16 protein-coding genes, 1 tRNA gene and 1 pseudogene are annotated in these 23604 nt (G+C 38.9%); 15 read left to right on the forward strand and 3 right to left on the reverse strand.

The features are described from left to right. Nucleotides 1–11 precede the first annotated feature (11 nt). From RQM65_RS09260 to RQM65_RS09290, 7 genes are all read left to right on the forward strand, one after another. On the forward strand, nucleotides 12–1193 hold the full coding sequence (locus tag RQM65_RS09260) for a hypothetical protein (protein ID WP_314014404.1): 1182 nt from the start codon (nucleotides 12–14) through the stop codon (nucleotides 1191–1193). Between the two features lie 129 nt (nucleotides 1194–1322). Further along, nucleotides 1323–1625, forward strand: a complete 303-nt coding sequence (locus RQM65_RS09265; protein ID WP_314014406.1) for a helix-turn-helix domain-containing protein — start codon at nucleotides 1323–1325, stop codon at nucleotides 1623–1625. Nucleotides 1626–1690: 65 nt separating this feature from the next. Further along, a complete protein-coding gene (locus tag RQM65_RS09270; RefSeq protein WP_314014407.1) occupies nucleotides 1691–2896 on the forward strand; it encodes a primase-helicase family protein in 1206 nt (401 codons plus the stop codon). A 207-nt stretch (nucleotides 2897–3103) separates the two neighbouring features. Next, nucleotides 3104–4066 carry a DUF8464 domain-containing protein gene (locus RQM65_RS09275; RefSeq protein WP_314014409.1) on the forward strand — a complete coding sequence of 321 codons (963 nt, stop codon included), beginning with the start codon at nucleotides 3104–3106 and terminating at the stop codon, nucleotides 4064–4066. After that, nucleotides 4063–4359 (forward strand): mobilization protein MbpA, encoded by a 297-nt coding sequence (mbpA, locus tag RQM65_RS09280; RefSeq protein ID WP_314014410.1) that lies wholly within the window; start codon nucleotides 4063–4065, stop codon nucleotides 4357–4359. The genes RQM65_RS09275 and mbpA overlap by 4 nt, the downstream gene beginning before the upstream one ends. A gap of 4 nt (nucleotides 4360–4363) precedes the next feature. Then, nucleotides 4364–5233 carry a relaxase/mobilization nuclease domain-containing protein gene (locus RQM65_RS09285; protein ID WP_314014412.1) on the forward strand — a complete coding sequence of 290 codons (870 nt, stop codon included), beginning with the start codon at nucleotides 4364–4366 and terminating at the stop codon, nucleotides 5231–5233. 9 nt (nucleotides 5234–5242) lie between these two features. Next, nucleotides 5243–5716, forward strand: a complete 474-nt coding sequence (locus RQM65_RS09290; protein ID WP_314014414.1) for a DUF6730 family protein — start codon at nucleotides 5243–5245, stop codon at nucleotides 5714–5716. Between the two features lie 574 nt (nucleotides 5717–6290). Here the strand turns inward: RQM65_RS09290 and RQM65_RS09295 are convergent. Then, nucleotides 6291–7031 (reverse strand): hypothetical protein, encoded by a 741-nt coding sequence (locus RQM65_RS09295; RefSeq protein WP_314014416.1) that lies wholly within the window; start codon nucleotides 7029–7031, stop codon nucleotides 6291–6293. Nucleotides 7032–7874: 843 nt separating this feature from the next. On the opposite strand from RQM65_RS09295, the gene RQM65_RS09300 reads away from it, so the two are divergent. From RQM65_RS09300 to RQM65_RS09330, 7 genes and pseudogenes are all read left to right on the forward strand, one after another. Beyond that, nucleotides 7875–8432, forward strand: coding sequence for a hypothetical protein (locus RQM65_RS09300; protein WP_314014418.1), 558 nt, complete (start codon nucleotides 7875–7877; stop codon nucleotides 8430–8432). A gap of 2 nt (nucleotides 8433–8434) precedes the next feature. Continuing rightward, on the forward strand, nucleotides 8435–10936 hold the full coding sequence (locus RQM65_RS09305; protein WP_314014420.1) for a site-specific DNA-methyltransferase: 2502 nt from the start codon (nucleotides 8435–8437) through the stop codon (nucleotides 10934–10936). A gap of 3 nt (nucleotides 10937–10939) precedes the next feature. Then, the gene (locus RQM65_RS09310; RefSeq protein ID WP_314014422.1) at nucleotides 10940–13774 is read left to right on the forward strand and encodes a BPTD_3080 family restriction endonuclease; all 2835 of its coding nucleotides are present in this window, start codon (nucleotides 10940–10942) and stop codon (nucleotides 13772–13774) included. 130 nt (nucleotides 13775–13904) lie between these two features. Next, nucleotides 13905–15101, forward strand: a pseudogene (locus RQM65_RS09315) (IS256 family transposase); the annotation flags it as partial. Between the two features lie 376 nt (nucleotides 15102–15477). Next, the gene (locus tag RQM65_RS09320) at nucleotides 15478–17865 is read left to right on the forward strand and encodes a KAP family P-loop NTPase fold protein (RefSeq protein WP_314014424.1); all 2388 of its coding nucleotides are present in this window, start codon (nucleotides 15478–15480) and stop codon (nucleotides 17863–17865) included. 246 nt (nucleotides 17866–18111) lie between these two features. After that, nucleotides 18112–19908, forward strand: coding sequence for a DUF262 domain-containing protein (locus RQM65_RS09325; protein WP_314014426.1), 1797 nt, complete (start codon nucleotides 18112–18114; stop codon nucleotides 19906–19908). Next, entirely contained in the window at nucleotides 19892–22048 is a 2157-nt protein-coding gene (locus tag RQM65_RS09330; RefSeq protein ID WP_314014427.1) for a DUF262 domain-containing protein, read from the forward strand. The genes RQM65_RS09325 and RQM65_RS09330 overlap by 17 nt, the downstream gene beginning before the upstream one ends. 141 nt (nucleotides 22049–22189) lie before the next feature. Here RQM65_RS09330 and RQM65_RS09335 read toward each other — a convergent pair. Next, nucleotides 22190–22263: transfer RNA gene (locus tag RQM65_RS09335), tRNA-Ile, on the reverse strand. A 277-nt stretch (nucleotides 22264–22540) separates the two neighbouring features. Beyond that, on the reverse strand, nucleotides 22541–22942 hold the full coding sequence (gene mce, locus RQM65_RS09340; RefSeq protein ID WP_314014429.1) for a methylmalonyl-CoA epimerase: 402 nt from the start codon (nucleotides 22940–22942) through the stop codon (nucleotides 22541–22543). A gap of 144 nt (nucleotides 22943–23086) precedes the next feature. Here mce and rbfA point away from each other — a divergent pair, with 144 nt between their 5' ends. Continuing rightward, nucleotides 23087–23479 (forward strand): 30S ribosome-binding factor RbfA, encoded by a 393-nt coding sequence (rbfA, locus tag RQM65_RS09345; protein WP_314014430.1) that lies wholly within the window; start codon nucleotides 23087–23089, stop codon nucleotides 23477–23479. Nucleotides 23480–23604 lie beyond the last annotated feature (125 nt).

Below are 23604 nucleotides of genomic sequence, written 5' to 3' on the forward strand. Positions count from 1 at the left end.
AACATTCTGAGATGAAAAATTTTATGGAATATGCAGTTCATAAAGTGGTTTTAAAAAATAGTAAGACCTTACTGTTCTTTTTTCCAGTGCTAACCCTGTCGATAGTGCTTTTGATAATCTTAGGCATATGGCCAAAATCTTTCCAGGCCGGTATCAATTTGAACTTTCTATTCCCCGTTCTTCTTCTAATAATTATTGCTACCCTCTGGCTAGGATTTAAGATGTATACGGCAATTAAAAAGGATAAGAGAGATTTTAAATTGATAAAATTCCAAAATTGCTCCACCAATGCGTTTAAATTGTTCAGCAATCAAGAGCAAAGAAATTTTTACGAGATTTCATTAAGGCATATTATGGAAAATGATCTGGTCTATCCAATTGCCAATGCTGTGAAAGGCACATATTCCGACAGGCAAAAACATTTGGTAGATGAATTGTTAGCCGAAGAATACAAAAATAGAATCCTATCCGAACTTGATTTCGCACGATACAAGAATGAAATCCAGAAGCATAATGACTCCAAATGGATCAGGGAAATTTTCAATTATAAATACGCTTTTCAAACAGGTATTCAAATCGTTTTGGCGTTGTTGAATCAAAAAAGAATTTCCGCCTCCATTTCTGATATAAAGGACGCACTTTTGATTAATATTAATCTAAATGAGAATGGGGTTGCGCTAGATAAAAAAGGTTTAAAAGATGCCATTTACCGCATTAATAATCTAAGTACTGAAATTTCAACCCCGAAAGAACGCATTTTATTAAACCGGATCTATCGACAATCGGATTTGGTTAAAATTATTGAGGTCTTCACATTAGACCACTTGAAGAAGGTGGATGCTAGGGATTTCACAACGGCCTGCACCGGATACACCAAAGGAGTTTCTGAAAAACACTATCTAACCGATATTTCAAGCAAATCAAATCGTCCTGAACTCAGTAAGGAAGAGCTTAGAGATTTTATAGCACTGCTCAGGTATCTACGCCGGAAAAATGTATTCGTAAATTCCGGTAACAGCGATAGAAAACTATCCAGAATATTGGAAAAGTATCTATTGGAAAAATCCGTTCTAGGATTTGAAAGCATGAGGACATCCTTTTCTAAAAATTGCCCTGATGAATTGCCCAAGGAAATACGTATAAAACTCAATTCATTTCTGGACAGGTATCCCCGGCCTAAAATAGCTTCATAGGTTTTTTACTCCACAATACCTTATTTCAAAAAGTTGGCTTTACCCACACCAATGGGTAAAATAAAACGCGTTCGATAATCCCAGAATTTAGCAGATGTAAACGAATGTTAATCAAACACTTGCTAAATTATGTCGAATCCTATTCTATATGGTTTTACCAAGAAAGACTTGGAATATACCATCGAGTTAGTTGTAAAGCGACTTCGAAAAACAGAGCTGATAAGCAACACGGTTCTTGATACCCAAGAAGACCGTCTTACCCAAAAAGAAGCAGCAAAATTTCTTGGAAAAACCGAGCAATGTCTTATCCAGTGGAGAAAGAAGAAGCTGATTCCCTTTTATAAAATCGCAGGCTCTGTCTTTTATTCCAAAAAAGAACTTCTTGACTGTGCAAGAAAAAATCCAAAACTAGTAACGCCGGTTAGAAAATAAGAAGAGAATAGTAGTTATAAAACCCTACTCAAGCCTTCTAAATCTATCCAATAATCCAAAGTGGTATGAAAGACACTCCCTATCTCCGTGTGGGCACCGCCTATTATAAACTGGTGCACGCACCCACCATCGCCGGACATTTCAACGAGATACTGGTGCACTGGAACATCGAGACCATCCGCCGGGACCATGGCAAGGACTACCTAGCCAAGGTGCCGAAGTACGACGGCTTTACCTGTATCCCGAACCATATCGATTACAGGCAGGTGTACAAAGGTTTCTACAACACCTATTCCCCATTGACGGCAGAACCAATGCAAGGAAATATCGATACCTCGCTCACCATGGTCCGGCATATTTTCGGCACCCATTACGAGCTTGGGCTGGACTATCTGCAACTGCTCTATACCAGACCGGTGCAGGTACTGCCCATCCTGTGCCTCGTATCCAAGGAACGGAACACCGGTAAGACCACCTTCCTCCAATGGCTAAGGGCCATCTTCGAGAACAACATGACCTATCTGACCAACGACAGCTTCGCCAGCCAGTTCAATGCGGACTGGGCGAACAGGTTGCTGATCTGTATCGAGGAGGTACTGTTCAATAAGGAAGAGCTGACCGAGCGGATCAAATACCTGAGTACGACCAACATCAACAAACTGGAGGCCAAGGGCAGGGACAAGAGGGAAGTGGAATTTTTTGGCAAGTTCATCCTTTGCAGCAACAACGAGCATAATTTTATCAAGATCGACGGCAACGAGACCCGCTTCTGGGTACTGAAGGTCCCGACCATAGAAAAGGAACATACCGATTTCCTGGCCATGCTGAAGGCGGAAATACCGGCGTTCCTATATTTTCTCAAGGACCGTAAGATCTCCACGCGACACAGGACCAGGATGTGGTTCACCCATCAAGAGATAAGGACCCCCGCACTCAAAAAACTGGTACGCAACAACCGGAACCGTGTGGAAAAGGAACTCGCCACAATACTTCTGGGCGCAATGGAACATTTCGATATCGAGCAGATACACCTTTGCCCCTGGGACGCATTGCAGCTGCTCAACAGGACACGGATAAGGACGGATATGACACAGCTCAGGAGGCTGCTGAAAAAGGAGTGGAAACTGGACAACAGGGACAATTCGCTGAGCTACCGAAAACTGGTGATCTGGCAGGACGGCTCCATGCAGCTATTGGATGGCAAGGGACGCTATTTTACCGTGGAAAAGTCGTTTCTGCTCGAGAATTTTGACGAAACGATGCCGGATTGAGCCGTTCCCTTTATCCCTCGATGTCAGGGAGGTCATCATTATCTCATCATTTGTTCATCAAAAAATAAAACGATGAGAGATACAGGAACAAAAAACATAAAAACGATGAAACCGATGAAGAAACGATGCGGTAAAAACTTAAGGAAACAGGGGCCTTCCAATGGTTTTCATCAAAATATCAAAAATTTGCCCAAAATTGTTTAGCTGATGAAAAGAAAAAGAACAAAAGGACTATCGTGTGAAAGAGCCCAAGCTTTTCCCATCGAAAGGGCGCTGGCAAAACTCGGGCACTTTCCTACCACTTCAACGGGGAAAGAAGCTTGGTACCTCAGTCCGTTCCGGCCCGAGGTCCAAGCCTCTTTCAAGGTGTCCAAGATGCTAAATAGATGGTACGACCACGGGGCGGGAAAAGGCGGGAACGTCATCGATCTGGTATGCCAATTAAACGAATGCCCGGTAAGCGAGGCGTTAAGATTGATAGCCCAGGAGCAAACCTCTTTTTCTTTTCACCGGCGCCCGGTTTTTGAAAAGGAAGAAGGGAACGAACATAAAATAGCCGTCACCGAAATCGGACCAATCACCCACCCCGCATTAATAGGTTATCTGAAATCAAGGAATATTGATATAAGGAGAGCATCAAAATACTGCAAGGAGGTTCATTATAAATTCAGGGACAAAAGCTATTTCGCTATCGGACTGAAGAACGATTCGGGAGGATGGGAACTACGCAACAAATACATGAAGAATTCGAGTTCGCCGAAGGACATAACCCATATAAAAAACGGCAATATCAAACTCATTGTAACGGAAGGGATGTTCGACCTATTATCAATTCTGGAATCTTATGAAAAATTAGAATCCGAACATGATTTCTTGGTATTGAACTCCACGGCATTCGTTCAGAAAGCGATGAGGATTATTGATGGTTATTCCGGTATCGAACTCTATCTAGATAACGATAGAAATGGAAAGCAGACGACCCACAAATTGATAAGGCATTCCAAGGACTGTAAGGACAGATCAACGCTCTACAAAGATTTTAAGGATATGAACGAACGGCTCATGGGCAGTACAGAAGAATTAATCGGGCAGGGAATTCAAGATGTGTTTTTGTTGCCACAAAAACGATCTTGCTTTTCTCCCGATGGTCGCAAAGTAAAAAGGAAATGAAAAGGACCTACATCAAGTTCCGATGCTCCATCTATGAAAAGAAGCTGCTCAAAAAAAGGGCGGCACGGGCAGGTATTTCCCTTTCCGAATACTGCCGCAGTTCCGCCTTCGGAAATTCCGTCATCGAACGGCTGACCAAAGAACAATTGGAATGTTATAAGACCTTGGTCAAGTACAAGAACAACTTTACGAGCATCGGCAATATGTTCAAAAAGCGGAACCCGAGACTGGCCCAAGAAGTCGCGGATTTGGCAGAGGTAATAAGGACACACCTGTACACCTTCAAAAAATAAAGGGATGATAGGAAAGGGAAAATCCATAGCGCACACAGGGGCATCCGTGGACTACGCCTGGAACCAGGAAAAGGATGCCGAAATAGTCTATAGCCAACATCTGGCGGGCAACGATGCCAAACAGATTACCGAGGAGTTCAAGATTATCCAGGAACAAAATACCCGTTGCCAAAAGAACACCCTGAGCTTCGTACTCAGCCCCACACGGGAAGATGGCAGGAACCTGACTAAGGAGAAACTAAACGAACTGACCCAAAGGTTCATCAAGGAAATGCAGCTGAAGGAAAGGCAGGCCATCGCCTTTGTTCATAGGGACAAGGCCCATACCCACGTCCACCTTTATGTGAACCGGATAGGCTTTGACGGAAAGGCCTACAACGACAGTTTTATAGGGAAGCGGAGCCAACTGGCCGCCGAAAACGTGGCCAAGGAAATGGGACTGACCACGGCCAGGGAGGTACAACTGGAAAAGGAACGGGATTCCATACATGTACGCCTCGAAATAAAGAACATTCACCAGAGGGTGATGGAGAACCAAAGGCCAAAAACCCTCGACGGTTATATGAAGGCAATGAAAGAACTAAATGTGGAGGTCATCCCAAGCATCAACCGGGCGAACAGATTACAGGGATTCCGGTTCGAATACCGGGGCCACAATTTCAAGGCCAGCGAAGTGCACCGTTCCATGTCCGGAGGAAAAATAATGGGGCAACTTTCGCAGAATAAAGGAATGGGAAAACAAATGGAAGTGGGCAAATCGGTTAAGCTGTTGGGAAAAACTGTGGAAATGAGTACCAACCTTGCTACGAGTATAGCTAAAAACATAATCAAAAAAACAATCAAAAGAGCCTTGGATACGGGAATCGGATATTAAAACAACAATATGGGATACAAAAAACTGGACGAGGTAATGGAACTGCTCAACGACGAGCTGGCCGGGTTCAACAGGGCCGTTGACAGGTTGGAGCGGCTGACCAAAAACGTGGACAATATCAATATCAAGTCCGATACCAGCGAAATAGAGTCCATACTCCGGGAGCATCTAGCCGTAGAGAAAGGCAAAATGTCTAAACTCAACGGCTCTATCCAAAATATCGGGGAACGGGTCTCCACGGCCAGCTTGATCCCGAAAGAAAAGCTTTGGCTGCACTATTCGATCTGGCTGGTTTCATTGATTATCATCGGCTATCTGTCTTTCAGGATATCACGAATAGACGATATTCGAGAAAAGGCGTTTGCCGAAGGGGAGCAATATACGATATCCAGCCTGCGGGGTTATTTTGACCGGAATCCCGAGCATTATGAATCGTACCGGAAATGGGCAGAAGTAAAAGATAGCGTACCAAATCAAAAGTAGGGTGCGCCCTATCCGGTTTTTGCTTCACGCTTATCTGTCGGAACACTACAAAAACCGGACAGGATCCACGCGCAGGTAAGTTATGGTAAGTATTTGGGGGCGTTACATACTATAAACATTTAATGGATTTTTTCAAGAGAGCGATTGTAGAAGCCGTTTTTAATCAAACAGCAACAGAAAGACAAACAGCGTTAGTGATAAAATCATAGTAAAATCCAAAAGAGGTTAGGAGGTCAAAAGCCTACACAAAACACAGGCAGATTCCACCAAAACATCCTTGATTCAGATAAAAAAAGAAACGCTTTCCCAAAGGTCGACGGGATGAATACTTAGTCTATAGTGGGGGAGGCAAATCTTTAGTGCTTTTATAGACGGTAGTGTAGTATTTAATCTATGACCACTCTAATGTTGTCATACCTTTTAAGTTCTTCACTTAAATATTCCTTTTGGCATTCTTTAATTGCACTCAACAAATTAGTTGAATGAACATTATCCCCATAGGACGCAGTCTTGTTTTTTGAATTTAAGGAAATATATGAGCCTTTTCTCTTTCTGTTAATGCCTTTACGAATGTTCATATTTTGATGTTTTTAGTTATAAACGAAGCATATTCTATCAAATGCTCTGTCCAAGTATCTTTAATATTGTCGGTTTTTCTAACTTTCTTTTCACTATCAACGGATAAAACGGCTATAGGTTTATTATTATTGTCTAATATAGGAATAGTAGAGCAGAATTTAGCATCTCTGACAAATCTTTTTTGATTTTTAGTAAGATTGTATTTGTTTTGATTTGACATGTCAAAGTCTATAAAAACGTCTTCCTCTTTGAATGATTTGCCAACCATGCCCTCTGCGATTTTATCATTTACTTTAAAGCTAAGCTTTCTATTTTCAAGTTTATCTGTTAGTCCATCATAGTGTTTCGGAACAAGAGTTGTGCCATCTTTAAAAAATTCCCAAATTCCTTTTTTTGGCACAAAAATTCTTGTGTTAAATTTGATGTTGAGGGATTTATATTTGATTTGTGGAAATTTGAAAAGTATTTTTTTATTATAATTTATTAGTTCTGAAAATATTTCGTTTTGCTTTTTTTGTCTTTTCTGTATGTAGGCATATCGAAAGGGGAAAATTAAACCAACCCATAAAATTCCTATAAAAAAGAAGCAAGTTTGAATAGGTTCAATTTCAGTATTTTGATTAAACCAAAAAAGTTCTTCAGTTTTAAAATAATTAAATAAGTATTCATTTTTGCCTAAGAATATAAATATACTAGGCAATAGATTTATTAGGACTATTTTTAAATAAATTTTCATTTTTTAATTGTTATCCCCAATATTTGGGATTTGAACGGTATGGGCGCAGAATGAGGAATTTACTTTCGGTAGGGCAAAAAGCAGAAATTTTTATTTAGGATTTTATCTTTAGATTATCTAAAAAGCCAAATACACCCAAGCCTTTCAAGTCCGCTCAAACTCGTGCACACCTTTAACCGTTGTACTTGACGTTGCACAAGTTAGCGAAAATACCGTTGCCGATTGGCGGAAGGATTGCAAATTTGGATACACTAGGAAAAAACGATTTACCAGAAGAAGCAATTCAAGGATGTTTAATAGATTGACCAGGCGCCAAGGTACTTACAGAAGGTTTAAGGAAAGCACCAGCCTTGGTTGCCTCTACAATCTGACAAAAGATTATCGATTCTTTTTTAAACGATGTATCCTTACAGCCGCATAAAGACTAGTTAGATGTGTCAACGGCCATAGCGTTCGGGTGAGCTGCCTCGTACCGGCAAGGTATCAAACCAAAATGACCATGCCTTAAAAAAAATTTCAAAAAAGATTGAAATGGCTTTGATTTTCCTTGGAATTGAGTTGAGCAATAGCCACTGGTTATTAATGGGTTTTTGACCAAGTGGTGAACGCCCGGGCACTTAGCCAGTCCTGGCACCTGTCAAATTGGATGAGCTTTGCAATAGAATCAATCCGAAACTCAATCTGCCAACAAAGGAGTGCGAACTTTGAAAGAAGAAGTGGAAAGCAAATTAATTCCCCTGTTTATAGGAAAATTCTGAATTCAATAGTACTTCCAATTGTTAAACTGTTAGGTATTCTTTATTTTGGTAGGCTGATAACAGCCTCAACCAAATTTTAACTATTATGCCAGACTGCATAGAATGTGGTTCCTACACTAAATTTAACAATGGGCTTTGTACAGATTGCTACCAGAAGCAGAATAGAAACCCATGGGTTTCCGGGGTAATCAAAGGTAGAATTGCCGAAACTATTGTAGAACAGCTTTTTATTTCATTGGACTTTCAGGTGTTTAAGTACGGCATGGAAAATTCTATTCCCGGAATTTCCGACTTGCTAAAGGGGGTGCGTAGCGATGTTTCTAAAAACATACGCCAAATGCCAGATTTTGTAGTGTTCAAAGACAAAGACGCTCATTTTATTGAAGTCAAATTTCGTAAAAATGGATGTCTGAAATTAAAGGACATTGAAAAGTATGGTGATTATCCATTTGAAAACGCCTTGTTTGTGCTACTCTCTCCAAAACATATTAAATGTATTTCATATAAAGAACTAAAGGAAGGAAAAGAGATTCATGAAAAATGTAGAAATTGGTTGGGAAGCCGCAAAGAATTTGAGACTGACAAAGACTTGATTATTGATTACTGCAAATATGCTATCAAATTTTTTGAAAATGTAGATTAACTATGGCCAAAAAACGAACCAAAAAGCAAATAGCCCAATACGAACACTCAAAATCCGAGCGCGCCAACAACCCTCACGTAGGTCTGGTAACTCCTGCTAGTGACCCAGATACGGGAGAAAAGAAAACTTACCAGTATGACCCGCATCTTGACCCGCAATTACAATGGGCGGGCAAAGCCGAGCATACTAGCTTTGAAGTGCCTACCGTGAGTTTACACGTACATGAGCGAATTGACCCAAAAACCATCATTGAAACTGTAAAAAAGGAGAAAGATGATGGTGGCCAAATGAGCCTTTTTTCTGAAAAGAAACCACTACGTGAAGCAATAGACTTTTACAAGCACAAAGAAGGCTGGACGAACCGCCTCATTGCTGGCGATAGCCTTTTAGTTATGAATTCGTTATTGGAAAAAGAAGGAATGGCTGGTAAAGTTCAAATGGTATATTTTGATCCTCCTTACGGGATTAAATATGGTAGTAATTTCATGCCATTTGTAAATAAAAAAGAGGTCAAGGATGGAGCTGATAATGATCTTACAGCCGAACCAGAAATGTTAAAAGCATTCAGGGATACTTGGGAATTAGGTATTCATTCGTACCTAACTTATATAAGGGATAGGATGAAATTGGCAAATCGTTTGTTAGCTGATGAAGGAAGTGTGTATGTGCAAATCGGGGATGAAAATGTACATCGTGTTAGTTTAGTAATGGATGAAGTGTTCGGGGCAGAAAATAGAATAGCTACTATTTCCTTTGCAACAACTAGCGGTAGCTCGAGTAATTTTATTCCACAGGTTTCAGACTATATACTTTGGTATGCAAAAGATAAAAATAAGTGTAAATATCGACAGCTCTACGAAAATTTAAGTCGAAGAGAAATCATTGAGTTTTTTTCTTCTTATGTTATGGTTGAATTGGAGAATGGAGATACAAGAAAGTTAACTGATTTAGAACGATTTGATCCAGACAAGCACTTACCAAAAGGAGCTAGAATATATAGAAGAACTGGATTGGATTCGCAAGGTGCTTCGACAACAGGTCGATCTGAGCCATTTGATTGGAACGGCAAAACATATCCATGTGCAAAAGGGCGTCACTGGTCAATTTCTTATGATGGCATGAATAGGCTGTCAGAGTTAAAAAGATTAGATGCTGCTAAAAATGGCAATGCTTTAATGTGGAAAAAATACGAAAATGAGGTGCCAGGTAGGCGAATTAATAATCTTTGGCCTTCTCAAATGTATGCAACTGATAAAGATTATGTGGTTCAAACAGCAATTTTGCCAATACAGCGATGCATTCTAATGTCCACAGACCCTGGGGATCTAGCTCTTGACATAACATGTGGCAGTGGCACAACGGCTGCGGTTGCAGAACAATGGGGAAGAAGATGGATAACTTGCGATACCTCAAGAGTTGCCCTTACTCTTGCCAAACAACGTCTTTTAACTGCAAATTTTGATTATTATGAATTAGCCCACAGAAGTGAAGGTGTCAGTAGTGGGTTTAAATATAAAACAATATCAAAAGTAACACCTAAAATTCTTGGAGAAAATCAACCTCCCACAATTGTGTCTTTATTTGATGAGGCAGAAACAATTAGAAGTAAAACAAGAATTACTGGTCCCTTTACCGTTGAAGCAGTTCCAGCGCCATATGCTAAAAGCTTTGATGAGTTGGAGTTAAATAATCAGGGTTCAGATACTTCTATTTCGAGATCTGGCGAAACTAATCGCCAAGCTGAATGGCGCGATGAACTGCTAAGAACCGGGGTGAGGGCCAAAGCCGGTAAAATTATAGATTTTATACGTGTAGAGCCTTTAATGGGTACTAAATTCATACAAGCAGAAGCAGAAACTAAAGAAGATATTCCAAAAAAAGTATTGGTAATATTCGGCCCTGAACACGCCCCCATGGAGCAGCGAATGGTTGAAAATGCCTGGCAAGAAGCACGGGCTTTAAAACCTGATATACTCTTGTTCTGTGCTTTCCAATTTGACGAAGAAGCTGCAAAAGATATTGATGAATTGACTCCTTACATTGCCGGCATGCAATTACTTAAGGCTCAAATGAACGCCGATATGCTTACAGATGATCTGCGTAAAAAACGCAGTAGTAACGAAAGTTTTTGGTTAGTAGGCCAACCAGATGTGCAGCTACACAAATTAGAGGATGGCAAAGTTACAATTGAGGTTATGGGTTTTGATTATTACAACCCAAAAACGGGCAATGTAGAAAGTGGCGGCAAGAAAAATATTGCGATGTGGATGTTGGATACCGATTACGATAACCGTTCCCTATTCCCTTCACAGGTATTTTTCCCTATGGCGGGCGCAAAAGATGGTTGGGCCAAACTTGCAAAAAATCTTAAGGCAGAAATTGACGAAGAGAAGATTGAGGCTTTTAGGGGTACGCTTTCGCTACCATTTGAACCAGGCCCAGCAGTGGCCGTCAAAATCATTGATGATAGGGGAATTGAGAGTTTAAGGGTTTTAACGGTATAAGGCATGGCAGGAACAATCGATAAGCTAATCATAAACAGTCCCCATCAAGTACCTCAAAAACATTGGTATTACGATAGGGAAAACAGAAATTTCTATATAAAAGAAGGTAGAAGGCCCGCAGGCTATGTTATGGCTACTCCTAATTCAAAGGCATTTGACGATCCCGGAATATTCGTAGAAATAGACACGGTAAATCAAATTAGACCTAGGGTAAAAGCATGGCGTGAAGCGGGTTATGTAGGAGTTACAGGAATTACCAAGCGGCTTTTAGAACATTGGCAAGATCCTGAAGAGCGTAAAGACCGTAGGTTCTTTTTCTGCCAGATGGAAGCTATTGAAACCCTTATTTGGCTTACCGAAGCCCCGGCTGCAGAAAAGGTTGGGATTGATATTCGAGGAGATGGTGGAGCTATTGAACGTTGGTGTAGTAAAATGGCAACTGGCTCTGGGAAGACTATTATAATGTCGATGATTATTGCGTGGAACTTCTTGAATAAAGTAACCAGTCCAACAGATCCGCGTTTTAGCAAATATGCTTTAGTCGTGGCTCCTGGGCTAACAGTAAAAAGTCGTTTGCGAGTATTGTTGCCCACTAATGACGACAATTATTATGAAGAGTTTAATATAGTTCCAGCCGCATTAATGGATAAACTTCGTCAGGGTAAAATTATTATTCACAACTGGCATGCCTTGGCATGGGACTCTCAAGACAAGATAGATGCAAAAGTTGAAAAGGGTTATTTACGTTCTGTAGATAAGCGCCAACGAATGGAAATAAGTGGAGAGGCCTATGTACGCAACATCTTGGGAGAAATGAGCAATGCACGAAACATAATCGTTTTAAACGATGAAGCACACCATGCATGGCGATTGAACCCCGAAGCTACTGGAAAATATAAGCGAACAGGCTCGGACAAGGATAGCGCAGAAGAAGCTACCATATGGGTAGGGGGCTTAGACAAGATTCACGAACAAAGAGGTATTTTAAAATGTTTTGACCTATCCGCAACACCTTTTACCCCTTCCGGAAAAAAAGCTGCGGAAGAAGCTTTATTTACATGGATTGTTTCTGATTTTGGTTTGAACGATGCCATTGAATCCGGTCTGGTAAAAACACCTCGTGTTGTTGTCCGTGATGATAGCGAGCGAACTAAAGAATTAAAATCAAGGTTGTACCACATTTATGCCGATGATGAAGTAAAAGATGATATCAATCGAAAAGCAGACGAAACCGAACCGCTTCCCGATTTGCTAATCAATGCGTATACCTTGTTAGGCCTTGATTGGGAAGAAACGAAAAATGAATGGGAAGCTGCAGGGCACAGCGTTCCACCAGTGATGATAACCGTCGCTAACAGAACCGAAACTTCATCAAGGATTAAATATGCCTTTGATCATAATCAAGTTCATATACCTGAGTTATGTGTTCCTGAAAAAACATTACAAATAGATAGTCGTGTGTTAGAAAGTGCTGAATCGGAATCGGAAGCCATCGAACTTGACATCGAAACCGATGATGACGATGAGGACACTACAGCTCCAAAACTCACTAAAAAACAACAAGCAGAATTATTAAGGCTAACCGTTGACACCGTTGGCAAGGAAGGGGAACCAGGGGAACAAGTACAAAATGTAATTTCGGTGGGGATGCTCTCTGAGGGGTGGGATGCTAAAACAGTAACCCATATCATGGGCTTAAGAGCATTTTCTAGCCAATTGCTTTGCGAACAAGTTGTTGGCAGGGGATTAAGACGAGTTAGTTACGATGTAGGAGAAGACGGCTTGTTTGAGGCTGAATACGTAAACATATTCGGTGTGCCTTTTACTTTTCTCCCCCATGAAGGCGGCGACGGGCCACCACCACCGCCACCAACTCCAAAAACGAAAATAGAGCCAACCAAAGAAAAAGCTCAGCATGAAATTACATGGCCAAATGTTTTAAGGATCGACCATGTTTATCGTCCAAAATTGACAATTGATTTGTCAAAAGTAAAAACCTTGGAAATCGACCCTTATGAATCCATAACAGAAGCTGAATTGGCGGCCATTATTTCAGGTAAGGCCAATCCAAAAATCACAGCCGCAATTGGCTTAAATAAAATTGCGGAAGACACTAGAATACAAACAATTGTTTTCAAAATAGCCTCCACTATTTATAACTCTGAGAAAAGGCCGGATTGGAAAGGGAGCAAAGAAATTTTCTTAGCCCAAGTTGTGAGGATTGTGGAACAATTTATCGTTTCAGAAAAGATTCAAATTAAGAATGACCTGTTTCATCAGGACAATACTAAAAGAAGAATTCTTATCATTCTTAACATGAACAAAATTGTTCAACACATTTGGTCAGAAATTAGGGCTGTAAATACGGAAAAGCTTACCCCAATATTTGATAAGGAAAGACCAATTCGTTCTACCACGGATGTTAGAACTTGGTACACCAGTAAGCCGTGTGAATGGACTAAAAAATCACATATCAGTCATTCTGTTTATGATAGTGGTTGGGAAGCCAATGAAGCTTACTTTTTTGACAAATCAGACTTAGTAGAATCGTTTGTAAAGAATGATCATTTGGGATTCACGATTCTATACAATCACAAAGGAGTAATCCGAAAATTCTATCCTGATTTCATTTTGCGTTTGGCAAATGGAGATTATATGGTTTTGGAAACTAAAGGATTTGATAGTCAACAGAACCAAACCAAACGTGAATACTTAGATGAATGGATAAAGGCAGTCAACAACCAAGGTGGTTTTGGAGAATGGCATTGGGATGTTTCTTTTCATCCAAGCGATATTGAAGGTTTGTTGAAGAAGTGTATGGAAAAGGAATTGGTATAAAACTCGGATGGAAGATAACTGGTTAAATAAAAATTACAAGAGAATAGTTTCCTTTTTTACGTTCATAAGAGAGTGTAAACTGAACTCTGTCTGAAATAAATTTAATCATTAATTTTATTCAGACAGAATCATGAGAAAAGGAGAACAAACGGAATTCGAGAAAAAGGTACTTGACCAGTTCATGTCGGGCAAGAACCTTTTCGGCAAGGGCGGCGCGTTCGCCCCCATGCTGAAGAACGTCATCGAGAAAGCGCTCGAAGCGGAGATGGAAGGCCATCTCGGCGAGGCCCAGCGTAACGTTGGGAACAAACGCAACGGCAAGGGCAAAAAGACCATCAAGAGCGGCTACGGCACCTTCGATATCGAAACGCCCCAGGACAGGCAGAGCAGTTTCGAGCCGGAACTGGTAAAAAAGCGACAGACCATCCTGGCGGACAACCTGTCCGATAAGATCATCGGGCTTTATGGCCTGGGCATGAGCTATCGCGACATCTCCTCGCATATAAAGGAAATGTACGACACCGATATCTCGCACACCGTGCTGAGCCAGATAACCGACAGGATCATACCCGACGTCAAGGCATGGCAGAACCGCCCCTTGGAACCGCTCTATTGTATAGTATGGCTCGATGCCATGCACTACAAGGTGAAGGTGGACGGGAAGATAGCCCACAAGGCACTTTATAACATCTTGGGCATCAACAAGGAAGGCCGAAAGGAAATATTGGGCATGTACATCTCCGAGAGCGAAGGGGCCAACTTTTGGCTGCAGGTGCTTACCGACCTGAACAACCGCGGCCTGAAGGATATCCTGATCGCCTGTACGGACAACCTCCGGGGATTTACCGATGCGATATTGGGCGTATTCCCCAAAGCGCAGGTACAGCTCTGCATCGTGCACCAGATAAGGAACTCGCTCAAATATATCGCCTCCAAGGACCAAAAGGAATTTATGCGCGACCTGAAACTTGTGTACCGGGCGTCGAGCAAAGAGGTCGCGGAAGACGAACTCCTGAACCTCGAAGTGAAATGGGGAAGCAAATATCCCGTGGTCATCGAGAGCTGGCAACGCAACTGGGAACAGCTATCGCAGTATTTCCAGTATACCGAACCTATAAGGAAGATCATCTATACCACAAATGCGGTGGAAGGCTTCCACCGACAGGTCCGAAAGGTGACCAAGACCAAGGGCGCGTTCACGAACGACATGGCCCTTATGAAACTGATATACCTGGCCACAAAGAACATTGAAAAGAAGTGGACCAGCCCATTGCATAATTGGAGCCTGACCGTTCAACAACTTTATATTAAATTTGGGGACCGAATACAGTTCGACCTGAGAACAGGGCCCAAAGAGAACGCCGCTGCCGCGGGGGCGCATTCCAAAACCCGTCGGATAAAAGATCCGACATGTTTTGAAATGGATGAAAAGTGAACCGGACAGAGTTTAAATTACACACCCGTTCATAATATTCTATCTTCTTTTTCAAGGTTTTATAGAAAAAACAATTACCGGTTTAGGCTCTTTCACCACTAATGATACCGTAGGTTTCAAAATTGCTTACATATTAATATTTCTTTTCCTTTCAGTTTATTATGTAACACGTATTCTGAAAAAATACCTTCCTAATCCTGTTGTTACATCAATTATTACACTTGTTCTATGCTGCTACTTCATCTCTAGAATTTCCAATCATTCTATCATGTTTTTACCTCAATTTGACGGCTTAAAGTATTTAGATATAATTTTTTACATCGCCCTATTGCACGTAATATTACTGTTCACAAACAGAAAAAACAAACTCGACAACACCCACAAGGACGTTTTTTTTCTTGAAGACAAAATCCACGACGGCGAAATTGACAATGAACTAGTTCTAAACGAGCTAATAAGAGTAACACACAATCTAAAAACCGAGAACTCATTCACTATAGGCCTTAATGCGCCGTGGGGTTATGGTAAATCTACTTTTTTAAACCGCTTTCATAAGAAGTACTCTGAGCAAAACGAAAATGCAATTATCTTTTGGTACTCAATCTGGAAGAATAAGGGAAGTACTGCAATAATTGATAATTTTTTCCAACTTCTAGCAAATGAGCTAAAACCTTTTTCAGGAGAAATAGATAACGAGATAGACAAATATGTCAATGAAATACTACAAATTGCCCCCAGCGAATATTCTGGTATTCTGAAATCTGGTAAAAAGTTACTCTTCCCTGAAAGAACAACAGAAGAGCACTATGACCGTATCAATGCAATTATAAGGAAAATTGACAGACAAATAGTTGTCCTGTTAGATGATCTGGATCGTTTAGAAAGTGAAGAAATTTTAGACTCCTTTAAATTGATAAGAGCTCTTTCAGATTTTAATAACGTTGTATTCATTGCCGGTTATAATCGTGATTATATCGTGAACACATGTGGTCGGGACAAAAAAGATTACATCAATAAAATATTTCAAGTTGAAATTAACATGCTTCCATTTGATGAAAAAAGAATTAGAGAGGTCATTTTGGATGAAGTCAGGAGGTCATTTCCCACCACGGAAGATGATAGCCTTAACCTCAAGTTGTTTCAGGGGTTTGATGGTTTATTCGATAAAACCAGCAGTTATACACCAAAAATTGAAGATTTATTCATCGGAATGGAAGAAAATTCGAGGGAATACCTAAATCTTAACTGGTTTCGATTTTTAAATACCTACAGAGATATTAAACGATTTACCAACGAATTTAAGTTTAATTATATCTTCATAAATGAAAAGGATATTATCCCCAAAGAGTTTATCCTTTTAAAATTGCTTTTTTTTAAATACAGAGAATTACAGCAAACTATTTTCTTGCATTTAGAAGATATCTTGTCTATTGGTGTGATTGATTCAGTAAATGATAAAATACACCCTGGAAGCAGTGGGTATGGTGGCGTCTATATTTACGATGAGGCAGCTTATAAAAAACTAAGTGACAAATTACGTAATTATAAAACAGAGGATCAAAAGCTAATCGATGCTGTTTTCTTGAAATTATTTGGAGAAAAAGACATTAGCTACTATACATCCAATCAAAACTGTATTGCTCAAATTTACCACACAAACACATATGTAAGGAATAATATAGCAGGTGCGAAATATAAAATTTCAGATTTTGACAAAGCATATGAAGAACAAAAATTGGAAGAACTAATCTCTGAAATAAAAAATTATACACCTCAAACGAAATCTCAGGTATTAAATGAATTAAAGCGTTTTCTTTTAACTCAAGAAATAAAAACGAAGGATCAATTCATTGAATATATAACTGCAGTAAACATGTTTTTTGGCCAAAATACGATTACTGAAGACCAAAATATAATTAATAGATTCGACCATGCTTTAAAAGAAAATTATAATAATAATAAGGCTGAATTAATCAAAGACCTATCCAATTGTATTAACATTTCACAAATTGGTTATTTGGAAAGGCTTTTAAGTGATATCAATATTAATGAGAAAAGAAAATTACGGCCAGATTTATATAACTCAAGCAATATGATTGATTATGAAAACGTAGTCTTGGGCGATGTAGAAATAAAAAATATCCTAATTGAAAAACTGAATTATGCAATATTGGAAACTTCACAGGTCGGTTTAATCATTGATTCCTATCATTTGTATACTGAGTTTATTGCAACAGACCACCAGATAATTAGGGCTAATGCAGCAAACGACTTAATTCAAAAAGATATCAAGGCCCGATTCATATATTATTTTTGGAAATACTTTTTTGACTTTCATGAAACCTCAGGAGGTACCTCACCAACCGACTACAGGCAATACGCTCCAAATGATTTTTTATGTCAAATATTTTCCAGATTAGAAACTTTAAATAAGCTAAAGAAGAAACCAAAGGATAAGAAACTCTTTGACCAGTTCGAAAAAGAAGGATGGTTATCTTATTATAGATTTTTGTGTAGCCTTAAGACTCTTTCTGCGCATAGCGGCGAATTTACTTTAGAAAGACTAGAGAAGATTAAGAAACTCCTAAGAGCATTTATAAAGAAAGGTTACAGACCTCTGAATCAAGATGAATACACTAACATTTGGAATACATAAATAGGCTATATCGAATTCATTCTTCACTAATTCTGAGCTGAATGCAGAAAACTCCTGAGTAATTTACCTATATGAAATATAATCCAAGATATTCATTAAAACATTTATCTATCTGAGTTCCATGGCACGACAATGCTTTAATTGGTAGAATTTGCACTAATTCAAAAGCTTTTAGAGCATGTTTGATTAAAAAAACTGAGCACTTAATTGTAACGCTGGATAAGATATTAAAACACATAATTAAACGTGAGCGAATTATTACATAATGTACATTCTATTTTCAAAGATCATGATGGGCTTTTAATTGATAAGGGTTACTACAATATACCTCTATATCAAAGAGGTTACAAATGGTCGCAAAAACAAGTTGAAAAACTTTTGGATGATATTAACCGTTTTCTACCAAGTTCTGGAAAGTTTTATTGCGTTCAAAATATAACCCTAGTACCAGATTCAAATGGTTGGTATAATGTTGTTGACGGCCAACAACGCCTTACAACCATGGTTTTAATACTATCGGCGTTGGGAGAAAAAGAACTTGTGAAAAATAAAGTTCGATTTCCGCATAATTCTATCAGAGAAAAGACTAACTCTTTCTTAAATGATTTAATTGCCAATTGTGATAGAGAAGATATTTTAGACCTCTATAAGACGTGGAATAATCTTATTTCAGAACATCCACATTTTGACCATCAAGATATCTATTACATTTATCATGCATACAAGGCTATAAGTGATTGGTTACATGGATTGGAAGATAAAGATAAGTTCAAGCAGAAGCTTCTTAATGATGTAAAGTTTATCAGCAATTATATAGAGGGACAAGAGGAGGAAAAAATATTTGGGAATTTAAACTCAAAACGTATTTATCTAGATGGTGCGGATTTGGTTAGAGCCATATTAATAACTAGAGTTACCAACGAAGAAAGTAAACGTGAATCCGATATTAAAAATATAGTTAGAGTTAATGAACGTAGGGTTAGGATAGGGTGGCACTTAGATGAAATCAATTATTGGTGGAGCCAGCCGTATATCCGAGAATATTTTAACCCCTGGATTAAATTAAAATCTACTGGAGATACCAAGTTTGATAGAGAAAAACATTCTATTAATAATCTTTTATTCCTATTTGCAGAAATCGACAATCATGATGTATTAAGTCTAGAGATTATTGAAAGTTATAAAAGTGCGTTGCAACTATATAAGAAAATCGACAAGGTAAACAGTACTCTTAGGGACTGGTATAATGACAAAGAGATATACCATTACTTGGGTTTCTTGTTTGCTCAGAAAAGGAGTACTAAGGACTTCAGTTTTAAATCCCTTTGGAGGTTCTGGAATAGCGAGTGCAATTCGAGAAAAGACTTTAAAACTTACCTTTTGAAAATCATTAAAGTTGAGATTTTTGGGAAAAAATCCTTAGAAGAGTTATTTGAAAATGGGAAAAACTGGTATGAGGGCGACCCCCGAAGCCTTGTTCAAATATTATTGCTGCTCGACATAATTGATGCCAACCTGAATTATAAAGATAGATTAAAAAGTCACGCATTTTTTAAATCAGGAAACGACATTGAACACATTTTTCCTCAGAATCCGGAAGATGTAAAGGATAAAAAGGGATTTATAGATTTCTTATTGAATTTTGATGAAGACTTAACCTCAGAAGCGATTTTAACTTCATTTGAAGAAAAAAAAGAGAATGAAGATTATCAAGAAAAGCTTAATGTATTTCTTGATGATTATTTAAAGAATATCTCAGTCCATTCTATTGGCAATCTGGTTCTTTTATATGATAGTTTAAATCGCAGTATTGGAAGAAAACCATATACTCAGAAGCGTAGACGAGTTTTGCAGCATTTCAATGAAGGCAACTATATTCAACCGCATACATTAAAAGTATTTGCGCGATATTTCCAGGATGAAAAAACTTCAGGATTAGACTTAGAACATTGGACCCAACATGATATTGAAGCAAATGAAAACTCTATAATGAACACATTATCAAATTTTTTTAAATTCAACATCGATGATGGCCAAAAGTAAATTAATGCAAGAGCTTTCTGTAGATGAGCTAATGGATGAGCTGAATTTTTTTATCCCTGAGATTCAAAGAGAATATGTTTGGGGACATAATGTAAGAGAAATTTTGAGCGTGTTTTGCGAAGATTTGATTGATGCAAAAGAATCTACCTCTACGAATAAGAATTTAGGTGATCGAATAACAGAACTGAGTAAAGAAGGTAAATTTAAAGAGATTAAAAAGTTAGTTGAATCTGCGGAAACTTCAAACCCACTAAATATTGGGTTTTTATACTCTTATCAGCCTAACTATAGAATGGAGCATTTTCCGGAGAGTGATCTCTATAAAGATGTTTATCTTATAGATGGACAACAGCGATTAACAACTCTTTTCATACTGCTTTTTTACTTTTCGATAAAAGAGAAGAAGAAAGAAAAATTTCTAACCTTATTTAGGTTTAATCATAGCCTTGAGTCCATTGCTTTCGATTACCGAGTTCGCCATCTAACTCATAATTTTTTTATTGATTTTATTTATAATGTAAATATATTACCCGATTTCGACCATATAAGCGAGACAACCTGGTTTTTAAGCGAATACGCTAATGACCCAACAGTAATTGCCGTTTTAAAGGCTTTAGAAATAATAAAACTGCATTTTGAAGGAGATGATAACAACGAGAACTATTTTGACTTCTTAAAGAATGACATCAAGTTTTGGCACTTTAAGACTGAAAAAACTGATCAAGGTGAAGAATTGTATATAACAATGAATTCCCGAGGAAAGCAATTAGAAGACAATGAAACTCTACGGGCAAAACTATTTGAAAAAACCGATAAAATTGAACATTTAGAATGGAGTGAGAGGTGGGAACAATGGCAGGATTTTTTCTGGAGAAACAGAAAACTGAATGCAGATAGCAACAATGCAGATGACGGTTTTAATGAATTCCTAAGATGTATTGCGGCTTTAGAGGCTTACAAACTAGGAGATCAAGATTTTCTTAATGAATTGGAACCTATATATAGCACTAGGTTGGTCAAGTATCTTTCGCTTGGTATCATTAAAAGATATTTTAAGTCTTTGGAATTTCTATATAAAAATAGAGATTTATTTAAAAAGCAATACGAATATGCGTTATGGGTTGACAAATGTTTTGAAACAATTAATGAAATCTTTTTTGAGCAAAAAACCAACTGGTTTATTGACTATAACAACCCAAACAGAGCAACCGAAAGAAGAAGAATGGTATTGCTTTGGTCTATTATAGATTATACATCGTCCTTTTCAAATAGGAATATTGAACTAGACAAAATTTTTCGTTTTCTAAGAGTATATTGGATTAGGTATAACAACTTTATCAGAGGAGTTAGCAATATTAAGGACAGAATTGCTGAAGAGAAAAAACTTGGCGTTTGGTCTACACATATATCAGAAGATGAAAAAGTAAAACATAAATTTTTTAATAAAATAAATAATGGTGAAGAATTAAGGATTTTAGAATCGGCAATATGGAAACTAGAGGATCATCCGCTAAACCTAAACGGCTATCAAGTTCAAAATATAAATATTAGTCATTTAGTTGATTTTGAAAACAAGTTGAATGTTTCTGTAATTAATAATATATATGACAAGTTCGTAAGCTTATTTTCCCATGAAAAAGGCTCAAAAAAGTTAAATACAATATTGCTTTATTACGGGTTCTATGCAATGAAACGAACGCCTAATTATTACGACAACTGGGACTTTTCAAGTTGGCGAAGAATAATAAGAGATATAGATTCAAATGAAGATACCTTTCATAATTTTTTCGAAGACTATGATGGAAATAATCTTGCCGAAATTTTTGAGGCAAAAAAAATTGAATTTCTAACTAAAAATAAAGAAACAATTAATGCCGCAAAAAAGGAAATTGAATGCAGTGATTTGCTTACATGTATAAAATATTATTCATTAGTAGTAGACGACTTATGGCCAAAAGGGAGATATATTGCGGATTCGCATTATGTTCCAAACAAGAGGTTAACCACATTCGAAGAATGGGCATTGTTTAATACGAAAGGTGATTTTCGAGGTTATGGCCATAAAGAGTTTTGTTTCATAATGGATCAAACTCATAAAAATCCTATTCGTTATCTAAAAAAATTGGTTAAGGAATTATAGTAGCCTCTATCTTCATGAATATCTTTTTTAAATCAGGTGAAACAACGCAAATAATTTAAAGACTATAAAAATTTTGCCCCCTATTCTGCCCCCAAATAAAAACCAAACCCCTCTAAATCAGTGACTTAGAAGGGTTTTCCGTGGTCCCACCTGGGCTCGAACCAGGGACCCCTTGATTATGAGTCAAGTGCTCTAACCAGCTGAGCTATAGGACCGATTTTTAAAAGAGCAGGCAAATTTAACTATTTGACGGTAACGGACAAAGTAATTTGTGGGTTAAAAAATAACCGCCTCGCAAAGTAGAACCTCAAAGTCACCTCTTCAAGGCAAAGTGTCCAATACCTAATCCTCTGATGGACGAATTTTCCCGTGAAACCTAGTTGTCAAGGTGCTCCGAGGATGACCGAGACGTCATTTTTGCTTTCAAACCTTCAATGTAGAAACGGGTTTCAAAGGTTCGACCGAAACCCCACACAGCTCCCATCGACCACTTTACGAAATCTCTTGGCACAACTCGACCAACACCCCGCCCGTGCTCTTGGGATGTAAAAAAACCACCCGCTTATTGTCCGCCCCGGATTTGGGCGTTTCGTTTAAAACTCTAAAGCCCTCGGATGTCAGCCGTCCGACCTCCGCTTCGATATCATCGACCGCAAAGGCGATATGGTGCACCCCCTCTCCCCGCTTTTCCAAAAATTTGGCGATGGGGCTCTCGTCGTTCAGGGCTTCCAACAGCTCGATTTTGCTATCGCCCACTCTAAAGAACGAGGTCCGAACCCCTTCCGAAAGAACCTCTTCGGTTTTGTAAGGGGGCGTTCCCAATAAGGTTTCGTAGAGCGTATTGGAGGTTTCCAAATTCTTTACCGCGATGCCAATATGTTCTATTTTCTTCACTTTCTGTCATGTAGGTCCCCAAGGTTCAGGGGAATTTGAATTCTTTTTGATTTGAGTCCCTCTTTCTAGGGGTCGTCAACCGGACGGACTTGACGCCGACCTATTTACTACTAAATTACGTTTAATTCTGCGTATTTTTGCGTTATGGAAACACAGCGACAGAAAAAGATTGCCGGGGTCATTCAAGAAGATATCGCCGAGATTCTTCAGCGTTCCGCCGCTGACGGAGGATTGAAGGGCACCTTGATTTCAGTGACCAAGGTATCGGTGACTACTGATCTTTCCCTAGCCAAGGTCTATATCAGTATTTTTCCGAATAAGAATGCGGAAGAAATCATGGAGGGTCTTACCTCGAATCCAACCCCTGTAAAGCACGAGCTGGCGCAGCGTACCCGCCACCAGCTGAGACGGGTGCCGGAACTGTCTTTCTTTCTTGACGACTCATTGGATTACATTGAAAATATAGAGAAATCGTTGGAAGGGGATGAAAATCCCATTGAAAACCGAGATCTTTTGGATAAAAGAAAGAAAATCTAAGGCTTAGCGGGGCAGGAAAAGGCGCCACGGGATTTGAAAACTTATCCGGAAGATTCGAATTTGGAGTTTCGCGTGCCCCTAATCTTCACGGGAGGCCTTTGAAACCTGGATGGATTCGAAATAAA

This window comes from Pricia mediterranea (assembly GCF_032248455.1).
GTDB lineage: Bacteria > Bacteroidota > Bacteroidia > Flavobacteriales > Flavobacteriaceae > Pricia > Pricia mediterranea.

Coding starts and splice junctions, on each gene's coding strand:
- RQM65_RS09320 (WP_314014424.1), top strand. CDS start 15,478: ATGTTTTTACCTCAATTTGACGGCTTAAAGTATTTAGATATAATTTTT.
- RQM65_RS09330 (WP_314014427.1), top strand. CDS start 19,892: ATGATGGCCAAAAGTAAATTAATGCAAGAGCTTTCTGTAGATGAGCTA.
- RQM65_RS09265 (WP_314014406.1), top strand. CDS start 1,323: ATGTCGAATCCTATTCTATATGGTTTTACCAAGAAAGACTTGGAATAT.
- mbpA (WP_314014410.1), top strand. CDS start 4,063: ATGAAAAGGACCTACATCAAGTTCCGATGCTCCATCTATGAAAAGAAG.
- RQM65_RS09285 (WP_314014412.1), top strand. CDS start 4,364: ATGATAGGAAAGGGAAAATCCATAGCGCACACAGGGGCATCCGTGGAC.
- RQM65_RS09295 (WP_314014416.1), bottom strand. CDS start 7,031: ATGAAAATTTATTTAAAAATAGTCCTAATAAATCTATTGCCTAGTATA.
- RQM65_RS09305 (WP_314014420.1), top strand. CDS start 8,435: ATGGCCAAAAAACGAACCAAAAAGCAAATAGCCCAATACGAACACTCA.
- RQM65_RS09270 (WP_314014407.1), top strand. CDS start 1,691: ATGAAAGACACTCCCTATCTCCGTGTGGGCACCGCCTATTATAAACTG.
- RQM65_RS09300 (WP_314014418.1), top strand. CDS start 7,875: ATGCCAGACTGCATAGAATGTGGTTCCTACACTAAATTTAACAATGGG.
- RQM65_RS09275 (WP_314014409.1), top strand. CDS start 3,104: ATGAAAAGAAAAAGAACAAAAGGACTATCGTGTGAAAGAGCCCAAGCT.
- RQM65_RS09290 (WP_314014414.1), top strand. CDS start 5,243: ATGGGATACAAAAAACTGGACGAGGTAATGGAACTGCTCAACGACGAG.
- RQM65_RS09260 (WP_314014404.1), top strand. CDS start 12: ATGAAAAATTTTATGGAATATGCAGTTCATAAAGTGGTTTTAAAAAAT.
- rbfA (WP_314014430.1), top strand. CDS start 23,087: ATGGAAACACAGCGACAGAAAAAGATTGCCGGGGTCATTCAAGAAGAT.
- RQM65_RS09310 (WP_314014422.1), top strand. CDS start 10,940: ATGGCAGGAACAATCGATAAGCTAATCATAAACAGTCCCCATCAAGTA.